This is a genomic window from Pseudomonas monteilii (assembly GCA_001534745.1).
GTDB classification, from domain to species: domain Bacteria; phylum Pseudomonadota; class Gammaproteobacteria; order Pseudomonadales; family Pseudomonadaceae; genus Aquipseudomonas; species Aquipseudomonas alabamensis.
Genome location: CP013997.1, coordinates 1,500,159 through 1,516,719 on the forward strand (window position 1 = coordinate 1,500,159; position 16,561 = coordinate 1,516,719).

Here is a 16,561-nt window from a genome sequence, read left to right on the forward strand (position 1 = left end):
CGATACCACGATGTGCCGGGCCGTTGCCCTGCGTCATGGCAGGTGGGCAAGTATCTGTGGCAGTGCCGGGAGCAAAACCGCCCGGTCACGGTCATAAGGGTTTTTGCGGAGAACTCGAACCCCATGAAGTGGATCGTCGCCGGTTTGGCACTCGCGCTGGGCGGATGCGCCAGCGTCTCGGAACTCGAACAGTCCCATGAAACGATGGACGTCATGTCGGGCAAGACGCCCCGGCAGTACGCCGAGTGCGTCAAGGCGCACCTGGCCAATGAACGGGGACCGTTGCAGGAAGAGGTCAGGGGTGAAGGGCTGCGGCTGATCGTGCCGCAGAAGCTCGCCGCGGGCGCAGGGCCGGCCGCCTTGCTGGACATCGACAAGAAGGGCGAGGGCAGCAGCATCAAGGTGCACGAGCGGTTGAGCAACTTCCCGCTGCGTCCGGGCGATGTACGCCAGGCAGCCACCGAGTGCATCTCGGGCACGTGACCGACGAGTCGATGTGTATCGGTCTGGCCGGGACACGCGAAAAATATTTGCCGGCCCCGATGTTCAGGGGCACAGGGAACTATCTACACTACCAGCGCCTCTATCACGGAATCGAACGAGCGCAGCCAGGCACCGTAGGGCGACCGAGGCCTCATGAGACTGCGCCGATTTCACACCGCCGAGCCCCATTAAGGACGTATATGATCAAGAAATGCTTGTTCCCGGCTGCCGGCTACGGCACACGCTTCCTGCCTGCGACCAAAGCCATGCCCAAGGAAATGCTGCCGGTGGTCAACAAGCCGCTGATCCAGTACGGCGTCGAAGAAGCACTGGATGCCGGGTTGAACGAGATCTCCATCGTCACTGGCCGCGGCAAGCGTGCCCTGGAAGACCACTTCGACATCAGCTACGAATTGGAAAACCAGATCAAGGGCACCGACAAGGAGAAGTACCTGGTGGGCATCCGTCGTCTGCTCGACGAGTGCTCGTTCTCCTACACCCGTCAGACCGAGATGAAAGGCCTGGGGCACGCGATCCTGACCGGCCGTCCGCTGATCGGTGACGAGCCGTTCGCCGTGGTCCTGGCCGACGACCTGTGCGTCAACCCGGAAGGCGATGGCGTGCTGACCCAGATGGTCAAGCTCTACAACCAGTTCCGCTGCTCGATCGTCGCCATCCAGGAAGTCGATCCGCAGGAAACCCACAAGTACGGTGTGATCGCCGGCGACATGATCCGTGACGACATCTTCCGCGTCACCAACATGGTCGAGAAGCCCAAGCCTGAAGACGCGCCATCGAACCTGGCGATCATCGGTCGCTACATCCTGACCCCCGACATCTTCGACATCATCGGCGAAGTCGAACCGGGCAAGGGCGGTGAAATCCAGATCACCGACGCGCTGATGAAGCAGGCCCAGAACGGCTGCGTGATCGCCTACAAGTTCAAGGGCAAGCGCTTCGACTGCGGTGGCGCCGAAGGCTACATCGACGCGACCAACTTCTGCTTCGAGAACTACTACAAGACCGGCAAGGCTCACTGAGTCGGGTCGGGCAGCGGGCGAAGGTCGCCTGCTGCGCCCAGTGACAACCAGCGCCACCTTCGGGTCGAAGCGGGGCGGTTCAGGCAAAGGGAGCGGGCTGGCCAAGGCCGGCACGCACCTTGGGCCTTGCAACCGTCCATTCGATGACCCAAGGTGGCGTTTTCGTGAGAGGTGACAAGTGGCCTACGATTTTGATCTGTTCGTGATTGGCGCAGGGTCCGGCGGCGTGCGTGCCGCGCGTTTCGCTGCCGGGTTCGGCGCCAAGGTGGCGGTAGCGGAAAGCCGTTACCTGGGGGGCACCTGCGTCAACGTGGGGTGCGTGCCGAAAAAACTGCTGGTCTATGGCGCCCATGTGGCCGACGAGCTCGAGCAGGCCGCCGGTTATGGCTGGACGCTCGAGGAAGGGCAGTTCGACTGGGGCACGTTGATCGGCAACAAGAACCGTGAAATCGAACGGCTCAACGGCATCTACCGCAAGCTGCTGGTCGACAGCGGCGTGACCCTGCTCGAAGGCCATGCCCGCCTGACCGGGCCGCACGAGGTGGAGGTCGACGGGCAGCGCCACACGGCCGAGCGCATCCTCATCGCCACCGGCGGCTGGCCGCAGATCCCCGATATCCCGGGCAAGGAACTGGCGATCAGCTCCAACGAAGCGTTCTACCTCGACACCTTGCCCAAGCGCGTGCTGGTGGTGGGCGGTGGCTACATCGCCGTGGAGTTCGCCGGCATCTTCCACGGCCTGGGTGCGCGGACCAGCCTGCTCTACCGGGGCGATCTGTTCCTGCGCGGGTTCGACGGCTCGGTGCGCCAGCACTTGAAGGAAGAGCTGGAGAAGCGCGGCATGGACCTGCAGTTCAACAGCGATATCGAGCGCATCGATCGCCAAGCCGACGGCAGCCTCAAGGCGACCCTGAAGGATGGCCGGACGCTGGAGGCCGACTGCATCTTCTACGCCACCGGGCGCCGGCCGATGCTCGACAACCTGGGGCTGGAGCACACGGCGGTCGAGCTGGACGAACGCGGTTACGTCAAGGTCGATGAGCAGTACCAGACCACCGAACCGTCGATCCTGGCGATCGGCGACGTGATCGGGCGCGTGCAGCTCACGCCTGTGGCGCTGGCCGAAGGCATGGCCGTGGCGCGTCGCCTGTTCAAGCCCGAGCAGTACCGTCCGGTCGACTACCGGGGCATCCCCACGGCCGTGTTCAGTCAGCCACCGATCGGTACCGTCGGCCTGACCGAGGAAGAGGCACTGGACGCCGGGCATGCCCTGAAGATCTACGAAAGCCGGTTCCGACCGATGAAGCTGACCCTGACCGACGTGCAGGAAAAGACCCTGATGAAGTTGGTGGTCGACGCTGAGACCGATCGGGTACTGGGTTGCCACATGGTCGGCCCGGATGCCGGCGAGATCATCCAGGGCCTGGGCGTGGCGCTCAAGGCCGGCGCGACCAAGCAGCAGTTCGACGAGACCATCGGCGTGCACCCCACCGCAGCGGAGGAGTTCGTGACCTTGCGAACCGCTTCCCGCGAAGTGGGTGCCTCGAAACCGGCCTGAGGCCCGTCCCGGTTGCTGGCGGTGAGGCACTGCTCGCCCGTGACTACGCCGTCGTGGGAGTGGCTGTAACGACCCTGTGGGAACAGCTGTCTTTTGTGCTCGGGACATGTCCGCCCACAGGAGCCACACCGCGATAAGGCCAGGCATCGCGGTCCGTGTGGGAGCGGGCTTGCCCGCGATGGCGTCCGGTCCGGCGCCGCCTGCATCGCGGGCAAGCCCGCTCCCACAAGCTGCTTGCGCAGTCATGCTTACATTGACGGCTGCAGAGGTCTGGGTGGGAGTCCGCCCGCCGCCTTGGCGCCGCGCTGGCGCGCAGAGAACATGACGATAGCTGGCAGAATCCGGAGCTTCATTGCTAACCGATTTTAGGGCCGCTTTGCGGCCCATCGCGGCACGGGGGCCGCTCCTACACCCGTAGCCCCACCGCAGGGTTGCAGGCTATCGCGGTCACCTGTGTGTGAGTCCCAGTGCCGCGATTGGGCCCGCAGGGCCCACGAAGGCTGTAAACCATGTCCTTCAGCAGCACGAGGAGGGTTGTCCTAGGAAGGAACGACCCGTGCAAAAGCCTCCCTGAAACGCTGCATGTCAGTGTCGTCGCCGACGCTGACACGCATCCAGTTCGGCCAGCTGGGCCAGACACGCCCCACCCTGACACCCGCCGCTGCCAGGCGCTCGACCATCGGTTGTGCCGGCTGGCGCAGGTCGATCATGAAGCAGTTGGCATGCGAAGCCGTGCAGCGCCAGCCTCGCTCGCCGAGCCAGGCGATGGTCGCTTCGCGCAGGCGCGTGTTGTGCGCCTTGCGCGAGGGGATCAGCGTCGGATCGTCCAGGGAGGCTTGCCCTGCCAGCAGGGCCGAGACGTTGGCCACGTTGTAACCGTCATGGACTTCCAGCCGTTCCAGCAAAGGCGCCTGCCCGATGGCCAGCCCCAGCCGTGCACCGGCCAGGCCATACAGCTTGGAAAAGGTCTGCAGGACCAGCAGCTCCGGATGGTCGGCGATCAGGTCAAGGCAGCTGGCAGCCTCGCTGAAATGGATGTACGCCTCGTCGACCACCACCACGCACCCTTCAGGCTTGTCACGCAGCAGGCGTTCGATCGCAGTGCGGGGCGTCAACGTACCGGTCGGGTTGTTGGGGTTGCAGACATAGATCAGCCCGGCCTGGGTGTCTGCAGCCAGCATGGCGTCGACGTCATGGGCGTGCCGTTCATTGAGGGCGACGGTGTGCACCGGGGCGCCGTGGCGTTCGGCGGCCTGAGCAGGCTCTTCGTAGGAAGGATCGGCCATCACCAGGCTGCGCGGGCCGGTGAACGCCATCACGGCATGCTGCAGCGCCAATCGGGAGCCACCAAACAGCTGCACCTGGCTGGCGTCGAGGCCGTGCTGCGCGGCATACGTGTCGATCAATCGATACTGGGCGCCATAGGGATAGCGCCCGGCCAGGGCGATGCTGTCTCGCATGGCGCGCCGCGCCGCCACACTCGGCCCCCAGGGGCTTTCGTTGTAATCGAGCAGGGTGGGGCCGGGGCGAGGTCCCTCGGCCGGCGCCGCTGACCAGGCCAGGCGTGGCAGGGCCGGCAGCGCCAGGCCAAGCCCCATCAGCGAGCGGCGAGACAGCATGACCATGGGGCGCGTCCTTGTGTTCATGGGCTTACCCAGAGAACGAGACAGCGTGGCGTCGATTTAAGCGCGATCCAGGTGCCATTGCAGTGGCATCGTCCTGGATCGTGCCGGTCGTGCGCTGGTCGCGGCGCGTTTGGATCAGGTTCCGTCGGGGCTGATAACCGGCAAGGGCGGCCTGTCGGGCTGCACGCGTGGCAAGGTGAAGCGGAACGTACTGCCCAGGCCTGGCTCGCTGCTGGCCTCGATGCTGCCGCCATGGGCCTTGATGATGCCTTGGGTGATGTAGAGCCCCAGCCCCGTACCGTTCGGGTTGCCTTCGCGGCCCGTCCAGTAGCGATCGAAGACGTACGGCAGCTGATCGACGGGTATGCCACGCCCGGTGTCGCGCACGGTGAATACGACAGCGTCGTCGCTGGCCATTGCATTGACCTGCACCATGCCCTCGGCATCGGTGAACTTGATCGCGTTGCCCACCAGGTTCGACAGTACCTGGAACAAGCGCTCAGGGTCGGCATCGACCCACAGCCCCGGTTCGGCCTCGAAGGTCACCAGGACCGACTTGAGCACCGCCAGAGGCGACAGCAGCGTCTGCGCTTCTTCCAGGATCTGCGTGACGTCCAGCGCGGTCGGCGTGATCACGTAGCGCCCGGCCTCGATCTTCGAGGTGTCCAGCAAGTCGTCGAGCAGGGCGTTCATGCGGCTGGTGGCCTGCTGCATGGTGCCGATCGCCGAGGTGATGCGGCGCGAGGCATTGGAGCCGTCGCCGCTGAACGCCTTTTGCATCATGCCGCACAACATGCCGATCACCGTCATGGGGTTGCGCAGGTCGTGCGAGACCACGGCTACCAGGTCATCGCGGGCGCGCACTGCCGCCTGCTCGCGCAGCACCTGGTGCGACAGGTCGATCTCCAGGGCCCAGCGACGCAGTTCGTTGGCGGCGAATCGATCGCCGTGAGACCACTTGCGCGAAATGCCTTGCATCTCGACCTTCCACAGCTCGAACGAGGTGCGAGGGCGCAGGCGCGGCGTGCCGTGGGACGGATCCAGGTGCATCGGCTTGCTGGGGTCGCCGCTCCAGGAGAGGGTTTCCTTGACCTCCGGACGGAACCAGAGAATGCCATTGGTCACCGGTTTGGGCAGGGTCAGGGCCAGCACGCCGCTGGCCTGGAGGCGGCACGCGCTGGCTGGTGCGAAGTGCCGACCCAGTTCATCGGTGTCGAATACAGGCATCGCCTGCCGCTCGATCCACTGATGCAGCTCGCGGACCAGGGCCGGCTCCGGGCAGCGCCCGGCCAGGTGCAGCTGCTGATCCTCGATGATCGCCACGCCGCCAGCATCGACCAGCGCCATCAAGTCTTCGGCATGCTCGACCAGCCCTTCGAACACCGTGCCGGTGCTGCTGCGCATGGCCTGGGTCAGCCCGGCCAGGTTGTCGAGCTTGGACTCGCGCTCGGCGGACAGCTGCAGCGCCTGCATGGCACTGATCTGCAGCGACAGGACCTGGCCGATGGTCTTGCAGGCGCCACGCAAGTCGCTGGGCACATGCAAGGGGGTGCGGTTGCCACAGGTGATCAAGCCCCACAGGCGACCTTCGCAGATCAGCGAGATGCTCATCGACGACAGCACGCCCATGTTGCGCATGTACTGGCAGTGGATGGGCGACACGCTACGCAGAGTGGCGAAACTCAGGTCCAGAGGAGCGTCGGTGTCGGGTCGCCGGGCCGGAAGAATGGGCACCGGCGTGTAGTTGGCATTCGGAATGATGCGCAGCCAGTTGCTCAGGTAGAGCTGGCGGGCCTGGGCCGGAATGTCCGAGGACGGAAAGAACAGGCCCTTGAACAGCTCCATGCCCGGTGAAGACGCCTCGGCCAGCACCTGCCCATGGCCTTCCTCTTCGAACCGGTAGATCAGCACACGGTCGTAGCCGGTCAGCGCCTGCACTTCGTGCACGGCCAGCTCGTACAGCGCGTCCAGGCTGTCGGCTGCCTGCAAACGCTGCAGCATGCGGTTGAAGTGGCTGTGCGCATCGCGCTTGCCCGATGCCAGCACCTCCAGCTCGAAGATCAACAGCCCATCGTGGCGATGGGCGAAGCCTTCGAAGCGCATGCCGTTCAGGTCCATACGCAGGGGTTGCAGGTGCTCGGCCAGGTTCTGCGCGACCAGCTCGCGAACCTCTTCGGCCAGCGAGGTGCCCAGTACGTTGGCCAATGGCTGGCCCAGGGCCTGGTCCACGGAAACGCCCAGCAGGGGTTCGACATTCGCGCTGATCTGCACGATCTCCAGCATCGGCTCGCGAAGCGTCATCAACACGCCATGGGGCTGGATGGCACCCGGATACTGGATAGGTTCGTTGGCGCAGTTGGCCAGCGCTTGTTCGAAGGAAAGGTTGTCCAGAAGGCTCACCGTGCTGTTCTTTCGGCCTTGTTCAGGGCCGTGGGAAGAGTAGGGGGTAATGGTCGAAGGCGGAGTGCGGATGAGCGCCTTCTCTCAAGGGTGTCAGGCAGTGGCAGGGGTACGGGCATGAACGGTCTCGCGTGAAAGGACACAAGCGTCGAAGGTCGTCCTGACTGACCCAAGCATCCTACAGCAATGTTGTCTGTAGTCAGATGCTTTTTCTGACGGCGTATCACCTGTCGTCCTGGCCCGTGGCACACTGTTCTCCCCCCTGCCGATGCCGAGCCCACCTTGCAGACCGTGCACCTGACCTTGTTATGCCATGCCTGGACGAACGCACAACGAACCGGCCATTTCGGCCATGAGACTGACGACGTGCTGCCCGACCAGGAAGGCTTGCGCCGAACCTCACACCCCGTCCTGTGCGCACCGGAGCGCCGTACTCGGCAGACGGCCGCCTGGCTGAGCGACAGCGTCCAGATCGACCCGCTGCTGGGGGACGTTGATCTGGGCCGTTGGCAAGGAATGGCATTGAAGCAGGTGCAGCGCGATGAGCCGCACGCCCTGGCCCAATGGCTGGATGATCCACGGAGCGCGATCCACGGTGGGGAGTCCATGCTCGACCTGTGCGTACGGGTGGCGCACTGGTTGTCGATCCGCAGCGCAGCGCCTGGCCACTGGGTGGCGGTGACCCACCCCTTCGTCATTCGCGCGGCCATGATGCAGGTCCTGGGCGGTTCTCCTGACGGCCTGCACCGCCTGGACGTGCTGCCCTGCGCCAGCCTTCAACTGGTCTACACCGGGCAATGGCGCCTGCGCCTGAGTCAGAACGCCAGCTTGTAGCCGATCAGCAGCAGCATGGTCGCCAGGCAAGGGCGCAGGATGCGATCGGAGATGCGGCCGGCCAGGTGGCTGCCCAGGTAGATGCCGGGCAGCGAGCCCAGCAGCAGGTAGCCCAGCAGCGACCAGTCCATGTTGCCCATGCTGGCATGGCCCAGGCCCGCCACCAGGGTCAGCGGCACGGCGTGGGCGATTTCGGTACCCACCAGGCGTCGCGTGACCAAAAACGGATAGAGCAGGAACAGGGCCACCGTACCCAGCGCTCCGGCGCCGATCGACGTCAGCGTGACCATCACGCCTAGCACCACGCCCGTGACCACGGTCAGCCCGTTCAGCGTACGGTCGCTGAGGTGATAGTGATCACCGGCATGACGGCTGGCGAAGGCCTGCAGCCTGGAACGGAACAGGATGGCCAGTGCAGTGATGATCAGCACCACGGCCAGGCCCTGCTTGATGATGGCATTGAGCGCCGAGGTGTCGGCATGCAGGGTGCCCAGGAACCACAGAGTCAACGCCGCGGCCGGCACGCTGCCCAGGCTCAGCAGCCCGGTGATCTTCCAGTCGATGTTCTTGTTGCGGCTATGGACCCAGACGCCGCTGGCCTTGGTGATGGCCGCGTAGAGCAGGTCGGTGCCCACGGCCGTGGCCGGGTTGATGCCGAACCAGAGCAGGATCGGCGTCATCAGCGAACCGCCGCCTACCCCCGTCATGCCCACGATGAACCCTACGACAAGCCCTGCAATGGTGAAACCGAACGAACCTACATCCATAACGCTCTCGACTGCCCAACTGTGCCCGTGATCGGATGGAGCCAGCATATAGAATTTTTTATAGCGAAATAGACTTGTTGGTTATTAGGTTATAACCGGTCATGGGGAAGGGCGTTGCAAGCTGGAAGCTACAAGCTACAAGCGGATTGATGCCGCTTTGGCATAGCGAAGGGACTCTCGCCGCGAGGTGCTGCAAGCCCAGCGATACGGTATCGCTCTTGGCTTGCAGCTTGCAGCTCGCAGCTTAGATCCGGAAACTCCCGACCAGCTGCTTGAGACGGCCGGCCTGCTGGCCCAGCGCATCGCAGTGACGCAGGGTCTGGTTGAGGTTTTCCACGCCCTGCTGGTTGAGGGTGTTGATCTGGGTGATGTCCAGGTTGAGGCTTTCCACCACGGCGGTCTGTTCCTCGGTGGCCGTGGCCACGGACTGGTTCATGCCGTCGATCTCGCCGATCTGCCGGGTCACGCTGTTCAGGCGCTCGCCGGCCTGGTTGGCCACCTGCACGCTCTGCTCGCTCGAGACCTGGCTGGCGTTCATGGTGTGCACCGCTTCGCGCGAGCCGACCTGCAGCGTGGTGATCATGCGGTGGATCTCTTCGGCCGATTCCTGGGTCCGGTGGGCCAGGTTACGCACCTCGTCGGCGACCACCGCGAAGCCACGGCCGGCTTCCCCGGCGCGGGCGGCTTCGATGGCGGCGTTGAGCGCCAGCAGGTTGGTCTGCTGGGAAATGCCCTTGATCACGTCGAGGATCTTGCCGATGTCGTCGGTGCTGGCGTTGAGCACTTCGATCTGCTCGCACGATTCACTGATCTTCTGCGACAACGCGGTCATCGCCTGGATGCTTTCCTCGACCACACGGCGACCATCGTGGGCCTGCTCGCTGGCACCACTGGCATGCTGCGAGGCGTCGGCGGCATTGCGCGCGATCTCCTGGGTGGCAGCGCCCAGCTGGTTGATCGCCGCCGCCACGCTGTTGGTGCGCAGGCTTTGCTCCTCCGAACCGATGATCGAGGCGTTGGAGGCGCTCATGACCTTCTCCGACAGGTCATGCACCAGGCGTGTGGCCGACGAGACTTCGGTGATCGAGGCATGGATGCGTTCGACGAAGCGGTTGAACGAGCCGGCCAGTTCGCCGAACTCGTCCTTGTTCTGCACGGCCAGACGGCGAGTCAGGTCGCCTTCGCCCTCGGCGATGTCGTGCATGGCGCGGCCCATGGTGGTCAGGGGGCGCATCAGGACCGGAATCAGCAGGCCCAGCAGGCCGGCGATGGCGACCACGGCGACGATCATGGCGATGATCGCCGAGACGCGGAACTGGCCGAGTGCCGCGTAGGCCTGATCCTTATCCACCACCAGGCCGACGTACCACTGGGCCGACGGCAGGCCTTCGATCGGGGCGAACGAGACGATCCGCTCATGCCCGTCGAGCATCACGTCCTGCATGCCAGGCTCGACCCGCAGGCCGCTGTTGGGGTAGAGGTCCTTGAGGAACTTGGTCAGGTGATCCTTGTTCTGGCTGACGATGACTTGCCCGTCCTTGTCCACCAGGTAGGCGTGGCCGATACCGCCGAAGTCGACCTTCTCGATGATCTGCACCAGGCTGTCGAGCGACAGGTCGCCGCCGACCACGCCCAGCAGGGGGCCACCGCCCTTGGGCTTGACCGGGACGGTGATGGTCACCACCAGGCCACCGACGGACGCCTGGTAAGGTGCGGTCAGCACGGTCTTGCCGGCGGTCGCGGCCTCGCCGTACCACGGACGCTTGCGCGGGTCGTAGTCGGCCGGCATCTGCACGTCCGGACGCTGGGTGAACACGCCGTTGTTCTGTCCCAGGTAGGTGAACTGGAAGTTGCGCAGGTAGGACGGCTGGTCGACCAGGCTGGCCACGTTGTTGTTGCCCGCTGCCGCTTGCTCGGTCACGTCCTCGGCCAGGTTCTCCATGATCAGGATCCGGCCGCTCATCCAGTTCTGCACGCTGCTGGCCGCCAGGGCGCCGGACTGGCGCATGGAGGAGTCGAGGTTCTGGGCGATGGTATGGCGCTGCAAGTAGTCGTTGTAGAGCGTGAAGAGCGCGAACGCCAGGATGACGATGCCGCTGGCACTCAGGAGAATCTTGTGGCGGAATTTCAGGTTCATGCGCGTTGACCTTGCACCCGTTGAGAAAGGGGGCGTGACTCGACACCGTGGCGAGAACGACCCGTTTCCCGCATATCGGCAGAGAACCGCCAAGGTTGAATGCCTTGGTCAACTATTTCGTGCGGCGTCAGGGAACCCTGCGGCCCAGGGTCGCCGACGAGACCCTGGCCAGGCCATCCATAGCTTTTCGCCGCTCTTTATAAGGTGTGTCATAGCCAAAACCAATCGGTAGCATCAGCTTTGCCAATGAGCCATCGGCTGGTCGATTGGCTAGGATACTCCCCGTCAACGTATTCAAACCCATGAAGGAGCGCTTTCTGATGCCACTCATCAACAGCCAGGTAAAACCGTTCAACGCTACCGCCTACCACAATGGCGATTTCGTTCAACTGAGCGAAGCCGATCTTCAGGGCAAGTGGTCCGTGGTGTTCTTCTACCCGGCCGACTTCACCTTCGTCTGCCCGACCGAACTCGGTGACCTGGCCGACAACTACGCTGAATTCCAGAAGCTGGGCGTGGAGATCTACGGTGTGTCGACCGACACCCACTTCACCCACAAGGCTTGGCACGACACCTCGGACACCATCGGCAAGATCCAGTACCCGCTGATCGGTGACCCGACTCACCAGATCGCCCGCAACTTCGACGTGCTGATCGAAGACGCCGGCCTGGCCGATCGCGGTACCTTCGTGATCAACCCGCAAGGCCAGATCAAGATCGTCGAAATCAACGACGGCGGTGTCGGCCGTGACGCCAGCGAACTGCTGCGCAAGGTCAAGGCGGCCCAGTACGTCGCTGCCCACCCAGGCGAAGTCTGCCCGGCCAAGTGGCAGGAAGGCGAGGCCACCCTGGCACCCTCGCTCGACCTGATCGGCAAGATCTAAGGCCATGGGCCTGCTGCGGACGGTGAACGACCGTCACCGGTAATGCTTCACCGCCCTGCAAAACGCCCGGGCGCTTGTGCCTGGGCGTTTTCATTTACAGCATTTGAAAGAAGGAAATCGCCCGCATGTTGGACGCCACGCTTAAATCGCAACTCAAGACCTACCTGGAGCGGGTTACCCAGCCGATCGAGATCGTCGCTTCCCTCGATGACGGCGCGAAGTCCCGCGAATTGCACGACCTGCTGGTGGAAATTGCCGGTCTGTCGAGCCTCATTACCCTGAGCGTGGACGGTGACGATGCCCGTCGCCCGTCGTTCTCGCTCAATCGCCCTGGGGCGGATATCGGCCTGCGTTTTGCCGGGATCCCCATGGGGCATGAATTCACCTCCTTGGTCCTGGCGCTGCTGCAGGTCGGCGGCCATCCCTCCAAGGCCAGCGCCGACGTGATCGAACAGATCCGCGGGCTGGAAGGTGAATTCGTCTTCGAAACCTACTTCTCGCTGTCGTGCCAGAACTGCCCGGACGTGGTCCAGGCCCTGAACCTGATGGCCGTGCTCAACCCCAACGTCCGTCACGTGGCGATCGATGGTGCGCTGTTCCAGGCCGAGGTCGAGTCGCGCAAGATCATGGCCGTACCGAGCCTCTACCTCAACGGCGAGCCGTTCGGTCAAGGCCGCATGGGCCTGGAAGAAATCCTCGGCAAGATCGACACCAGTGCCGGCAGCCGCCAGGCCGAGAAGATCAATGCCAAGGACGCCTTTGACGTCCTGGTCGTCGGGGGTGGCCCGGCCGGTGCTTCGGCGGCGATCTACGCGGCGCGCAAGGGCATCCGTACCGGTGTTGCGGCCGAGCGTTTCGGCGGCCAGGTGCTCGATACCCTGGCGATCGAGAACTTCGTGTCGGTGCACGAGACCGAAGGGCCGAAGCTGGCCGTCGCCCTCGAAGAGCACGTCAAGCAGTACGACGTCGACATCATGAACCTGCAGCGCGGCGAAGCCTTGATTCCCGCCGCTGAGGGCGGGTTGCACGAAGTGCGCCTGAACAGCGGCGCGTCGCTCAAGGCCAAGACCGTGATCCTGGCCACCGGTGCGCGCTGGCGCGAGATGAACGTACCCGGCGAGCAGGAATACCGTGGACGTGGCGTGGCCTACTGCCCGCACTGCGACGGGCCGCTGTTCAAGGGCAAGCGCGTGGCGGTGATCGGCGGCGGCAACTCCGGCGTGGAAGCGGCCATCGACCTGGCCGGCATCGTCGCCCAGGTGACGCTGATCGAGTTCGATGGCCAGTTGCGTGCCGACGCCGTGCTGCAACGCAAGCTGTACAGCCTGCCGAACGTCAAGGTGATCACCAGCGCGCTGACCACCGAGGTGCATGGCAATGGTGAGAAGGTCACGGGCCTGAGCTACAAGGACCGCACCACCGAAGCCGTGCATGCGCTCGAGCTGGAAGGCATCTTCGTGCAGATCGGCCTGCTGCCCAACACCGACTGGCTCAAGGGTACGGTGGAGTTGTCGCCGCGTGGCGAGATCATCGTCGATGCCCGTGGCCAGACCAGCGTGCCTGGGGTGTTCGCCGCCGGTGACGTGACCACGGTGCCGTACAAGCAGATCGTCATCGCCGTGGGCGAGGGTGCCAAGGCTTCGCTGGCCGCGTTCGACCACCTGATCCGCACGTCGGCGCCAGCCTGAACCGCCGCGCCAGGTCGCTTGTCAGACGACCTGGCCCTTGACGGTAAAATCCGCTGACACGTTCATGCAGGGCCCTTCCAGCCAGTGTCTATAGTCAAGTAGACACCTGCCGGAGGGGCCCTGCATGCGTTTGATCAGCCGTGAACCCTGGTGGCTCGTACCGCCGCGACCCGGTCAGCAGGAACATGAACTGCACTGGGGTTACCTGGAAATCTATGCCGATGGGCGCGCCGTGTTCATCGACCAGCGGCCCAGCGATCAAGAGCTGGCCGAGCGCAAGAGCTGCCGTCACTTTCCCGAGCCGGACCCGGCGTAGGGCGAGGCAGGCTCAGCTTTCCCATTCGGCCAGACGTGCCTCGAGCGCGGCGATGCGGGCTTCCAACGCTTCGAAGCGTTGCTCCGTTGCCGGGTCCGTGCTGCCGGTGCTGCCGGTGCTGCGTTCCAGGCTCGTGGCCTGGCGCGCTGTCAGGATCGCCTCGGTTTCTGCAGGGTCACCCAGGGCATGGGTATAACGATCCTCCCGCTGGCCGGCCTGACGGGGCAGGTGCACCGCCAGTTCACGTGACACCAGGCGCTCGACCTGATGCTGCACCTGCGCCAGGTCCTCGAACGCGTGCAGGCGACTGCTGCGGGTCAGCAGTTCGCTGAGGGTCTGTGGCCCGCGCAAGAACAGCAGACCCAGCAACGCCAATTGCGCCGGTACCAGCTCCAGCGCCTTGTCCACGCGCTGCTCCCAGCGATCGGCGCGGTTGCCCATCTGCAACCGGGTCAGCCCCTGGCTTTCCAGCGCGCGCAGGGCTTGCCCGACCTGGCCTGCGGTGAGGTTCATCACCGGTTCGCGGCTGGTCTTCTGGTTGCAGGCCAGCATCAGGGCGTTGAGGGTGAGCGGGTAGGTCTCGGGGTTGCTCGCCTGCTTTTCGATCAAGGCCCCAAGGACGCGGATCTCGACGGCGTTGAAGCGTGCAGCGCTGGCATTTTCAGAGGCTGACATGGCCCGATCTCATGAGGAGGAAGTGCCCAAGCCTAGGGGTGTCCCTGCCTGAAGACAAGCCGAAACAAGGGCCAGGCCTGCGGCTACCAGTTGAACAGCTCGCGCCGCGCGCCCTCGGTAATGGCCAGGATGCCAGGGTGCTTGACCTTGCGCTCCACCGAAATGGCGTAGAACGACTCGCGTACCGCTTCGGTCTGGCCAATCAACTGCACATCGTCATGGCGGCAGACTTCCTCGGCGATGACGCTGGGCGCGATGAACAGCCCGCTGCCGGACTGACCGAAGGCCTGCATCAAGGCACTGTCGTCGAATTCACCGATGATCCGGGGCTGCACGCGCTGCTCGCTGAGCCAGCGCAACAGGCGGTTGCGGACCATGGTTTCCTGGCCCGGGATCAGCAAGGGCGCATCCTGCAGGCAGGCCGGGAAGGGCGCCGTCAGGCGGGTGGCGAGGGCCGAGGTGGCGAAGAAGCTCAGCCCGCACTCACCCAGCTTCTGGCTGTAGCCCTTGATGTCCAGATGGCTCGGCATCGGGCTGTCGGAGATCACCAGGTCCAGGCGCTGGATGGCCAGGTCGGCCAGCAGGCGTTCGAGCTTGTCTTCACGGCAACTGATGCGCAGCGGGCTGTCCAGCTCCATGGTCGGCGCGAGCAGGCGGTAGACGATGGACTTTGGGACCACGTCGGCCACCCCCACCCGGAACAGGATCTGCTGCTCGTCCGGGCGTGCCCGCAACATGGCCTCCAGCTCGCTGCCAATCTGAAACATCTGTTCGGCATATTCCAGGGTCCGACGTCCTTGTTCGGTCAGTTCGAGCTGGCGCCCGACACGCTGGAACAGTTCGATGCCGTAGGTCTGCTCCAGCAGGGTGAGCTGGCCGCTAATGGTCTGCGGCGTGAGGTTCAGTTGCTCGCTGGCGCGCGTGATGCTGCCGGTGCGGGCCACGACCCAGAAATAATGCAATTGGCGGTAGTTGAGCATACGGCATCGGTGGGTTCGGAAAAACCGAAGTATAAACCGTTTAAATACGAATTTTACTGAAACATTTACGCCTCTAGAATCGCTTCATCGCACGCATCGAGCGTGGCCCGAACAGGAATCGACGAGGCTTTTATGCTTGACTTCAAATCGATCGGTACGCCGCTGGTACTGTCCATCGCCTTGCTGACCATCAGTGGCTGCGATGAGGCTCGACAGTCGACGCGTCAGGCGCTGGACCAGGCCGCCGAGTCGGCCAAGTCGGTCATCGACAAGACCAACGACGTGGCGCAACAGGCGTTGGACGAGGCGCTGGGGCCTGCCGACGCACCGCGCCAGCCCGCTGAAGACACCCGTGATACCCAAGGCATCTGACCCTTTCACCTGACACAGGACTGATTCATGGAATACTTGCTGGAACTCGCCTCGAGCCCCACCGCCTGGGTCGCGCTCGCCACCCTGGTGGCGATGGAAGTCGTCCTGGGTATCGACAACCTGATCTTCATCTCCATTCTGACCAACAAGCTGCCTGAGGCGTACCGCTCCAAGGCGCGACGCATCGGTATCAGCATGGCGCTGGTCATGCGCCTGGCCCTGCTCAGCACGGTGGCCTGGATCGTCCAGCTGACCGAGCCGGTGTTCGAGGTGTTCGGCCATGCGTTTTCCTGGAAGGACATGATCCTGATCGCCGGTGGCCTGTTCCTGCTATGGAAGGCGACCAAGGAGATCCATGAAAGCGTCGATCCCCACGGTGCCAAGGAAGAAGCCAAGGTCGGCCATGTCGTGACCATCGGTTTCGCCTCGGCGATCGGGCAGATCCTGATCCTCGACATCGTGTTCTCCATCGACAGCATCATCACCGCCGTGGGCATGACCGAGCACCTGCCGATCATGATCATCGCCGTGATCAGTGCCGTGATCGTGATGCTGCTGGCGGCCGACCCGCTGGCCAAGTTCATCAACGACAACCCGACCGTGGTCATGCTGGCCCTGGGCTTCCTGATCATGATCGGCATGACGCTGATCGCCGAAGGCTTCGGTGCCCATGTGCCCAAAGGCTACGTGTACGCAGCGATGGCGTTCTCCACCGCGATCGAAGTGCTCAACATCATGGCGCGCCGGGCCAAGATGAGGAAGGAAGTCGGGCAGGGGTGATCCTCGCCTGACCGGTCGCAAC

At 64.1% G+C, this 16,561-nt stretch carries 15 protein-coding genes; 9 read left to right on the plus strand and 6 right to left on the minus strand.

Annotated features, from left to right (window positions below; all coding sequences use genetic code 11):
• The first annotated feature begins 123 nt into the window (after positions 1–123).
• From APT63_06665 to APT63_06675, 3 genes are all read left to right on the plus strand, one after another.
• Positions 124–483 carry a hypothetical protein gene (locus APT63_06665; protein AMA45338.1) on the plus strand — a complete coding sequence of 120 codons (360 nt, stop codon included), beginning with the start codon at positions 124–126 and terminating at the stop codon, positions 481–483.
• Between the two features lie 200 nt (positions 484–683).
• Positions 684–1,523: a UTP--glucose-1-phosphate uridylyltransferase gene (locus APT63_06670; GenBank protein ID AMA45339.1), complete on the plus strand. Its 840-nt coding sequence runs from the start codon at positions 684–686 to the stop codon at positions 1,521–1,523.
• A 178-nt stretch (positions 1,524–1,701) separates the two neighbouring features.
• Positions 1,702–3,081: a glutathione reductase gene (locus APT63_06675; protein ID AMA45340.1), complete on the plus strand. Its 1,380-nt coding sequence runs from the start codon at positions 1,702–1,704 to the stop codon at positions 3,079–3,081.
• Between the two features lie 539 nt (positions 3,082–3,620).
• Here the strand turns inward: APT63_06675 and APT63_06680 are convergent.
• Entirely contained in the window at positions 3,621–4,706 is a 1,086-nt protein-coding gene (locus tag APT63_06680; protein ID AMA45341.1) for an aminotransferase, read from the minus strand.
• A gap of 135 nt (positions 4,707–4,841) precedes the next feature.
• Positions 4,842–7,106 carry a histidine kinase gene (locus APT63_06685; GenBank protein ID AMA45342.1) on the minus strand — a complete coding sequence of 755 codons (2,265 nt, stop codon included), beginning with the start codon at positions 7,104–7,106 and terminating at the stop codon, positions 4,842–4,844.
• 282 nt (positions 7,107–7,388) lie between these two features.
• Between APT63_06685 and APT63_06690 the strand changes: the two genes are divergently transcribed.
• The gene (locus tag APT63_06690; GenBank protein AMA45343.1) at positions 7,389–7,940 is read left to right on the plus strand and encodes a phosphoglycerate mutase; all 552 of its coding nucleotides are present in this window, start codon (positions 7,389–7,391) and stop codon (positions 7,938–7,940) included.
• On the opposite strand, the gene APT63_06695 is transcribed toward APT63_06690, so the two are convergent.
• A complete protein-coding gene (locus tag APT63_06695; GenBank protein ID AMA45344.1) occupies positions 7,922–8,707 on the minus strand; it encodes a hypothetical protein in 786 nt (261 codons plus the stop codon). The genes APT63_06690 and APT63_06695 overlap by 19 nt on opposite strands.
• 244 nt (positions 8,708–8,951) lie before the next feature.
• Complete coding sequence (locus tag APT63_06700; protein ID AMA45345.1) at positions 8,952–10,844, minus strand: chemotaxis protein; 1,893 nt, start codon at positions 10,842–10,844, stop codon at positions 8,952–8,954.
• Between the two features lie 320 nt (positions 10,845–11,164).
• On the opposite strand from APT63_06700, the gene APT63_06705 reads away from it, so the two are divergent.
• The 3 genes from APT63_06705 (at position 11,165) to APT63_06715 (ending at position 13,732) form a co-directional block, all read left to right on the plus strand.
• Positions 11,165–11,728 (plus strand): alkyl hydroperoxide reductase, encoded by a 564-nt coding sequence (locus APT63_06705; GenBank protein AMA45346.1) that lies wholly within the window; start codon positions 11,165–11,167, stop codon positions 11,726–11,728.
• A 125-nt stretch (positions 11,729–11,853) separates the two neighbouring features.
• The gene (locus tag APT63_06710) at positions 11,854–13,416 is read left to right on the plus strand and encodes an alkyl hydroperoxide reductase subunit F (GenBank protein AMA45347.1); all 1,563 of its coding nucleotides are present in this window, start codon (positions 11,854–11,856) and stop codon (positions 13,414–13,416) included.
• Between the two features lie 124 nt (positions 13,417–13,540).
• A complete protein-coding gene (locus tag APT63_06715; GenBank protein AMA45348.1) occupies positions 13,541–13,732 on the plus strand; it encodes a hypothetical protein in 192 nt (63 codons plus the stop codon).
• A 12-nt stretch (positions 13,733–13,744) separates the two neighbouring features.
• On the opposite strand, the gene APT63_06720 is transcribed toward APT63_06715, so the two are convergent.
• Together APT63_06720 and APT63_06725 are read right to left on the minus strand one after the other, a co-directional pair.
• Positions 13,745–14,407 carry a hypothetical protein gene (locus APT63_06720; GenBank protein ID AMA45349.1) on the minus strand — a complete coding sequence of 221 codons (663 nt, stop codon included), beginning with the start codon at positions 14,405–14,407 and terminating at the stop codon, positions 13,745–13,747.
• An 83-nt stretch (positions 14,408–14,490) separates the two neighbouring features.
• Positions 14,491–15,387 carry a LysR family transcriptional regulator gene (locus APT63_06725; protein AMA45350.1) on the minus strand — a complete coding sequence of 299 codons (897 nt, stop codon included), beginning with the start codon at positions 15,385–15,387 and terminating at the stop codon, positions 14,491–14,493.
• A gap of 132 nt (positions 15,388–15,519) precedes the next feature.
• On the opposite strand from APT63_06725, the gene APT63_06730 reads away from it, so the two are divergent.
• Positions 15,520–15,759, plus strand: coding sequence for a hypothetical protein (locus tag APT63_06730; GenBank protein ID AMA45351.1), 240 nt, complete (start codon positions 15,520–15,522; stop codon positions 15,757–15,759).
• A gap of 27 nt (positions 15,760–15,786) precedes the next feature.
• Positions 15,787–16,539, plus strand: coding sequence for a hypothetical protein (locus APT63_06735; GenBank protein AMA45352.1), 753 nt, complete (start codon positions 15,787–15,789; stop codon positions 16,537–16,539).
• Positions 16,540–16,561 lie beyond the last annotated feature (22 nt).

Bases quoted from the DNA above. Each gene is read 5' to 3' on its own strand.
- APT63_06665 (AMA45338.1), top strand. From the start codon at position 124: ATGAAGTGGATCGTCGCCGGTTTGGCACTCGCGCTGGGCGGATGCGCC.
- APT63_06670 (AMA45339.1), top strand. From the start codon at position 684: ATGATCAAGAAATGCTTGTTCCCGGCTGCCGGCTACGGCACACGCTTC.
- APT63_06680 (AMA45341.1), bottom strand. From the start codon at position 4,706: ATGGTCATGCTGTCTCGCCGCTCGCTGATGGGGCTTGGCCTGGCGCTG.
- APT63_06695 (AMA45344.1), bottom strand. From the start codon at position 8,707: ATGGATGTAGGTTCGTTCGGTTTCACCATTGCAGGGCTTGTCGTAGGG.
- APT63_06700 (AMA45345.1), bottom strand. From the start codon at position 10,844: ATGAACCTGAAATTCCGCCACAAGATTCTCCTGAGTGCCAGCGGCATC.
- APT63_06705 (AMA45346.1), top strand. From the start codon at position 11,165: ATGCCACTCATCAACAGCCAGGTAAAACCGTTCAACGCTACCGCCTAC.
- APT63_06710 (AMA45347.1), top strand. From the start codon at position 11,854: ATGTTGGACGCCACGCTTAAATCGCAACTCAAGACCTACCTGGAGCGG.
- APT63_06715 (AMA45348.1), top strand. From the start codon at position 13,541: ATGCGTTTGATCAGCCGTGAACCCTGGTGGCTCGTACCGCCGCGACCC.
- APT63_06720 (AMA45349.1), bottom strand. From the start codon at position 14,407: ATGTCAGCCTCTGAAAATGCCAGCGCTGCACGCTTCAACGCCGTCGAG.
- APT63_06725 (AMA45350.1), bottom strand. From the start codon at position 15,387: ATGCTCAACTACCGCCAATTGCATTATTTCTGGGTCGTGGCCCGCACC.
- APT63_06730 (AMA45351.1), top strand. From the start codon at position 15,520: ATGCTTGACTTCAAATCGATCGGTACGCCGCTGGTACTGTCCATCGCC.
- APT63_06735 (AMA45352.1), top strand. From the start codon at position 15,787: ATGGAATACTTGCTGGAACTCGCCTCGAGCCCCACCGCCTGGGTCGCG.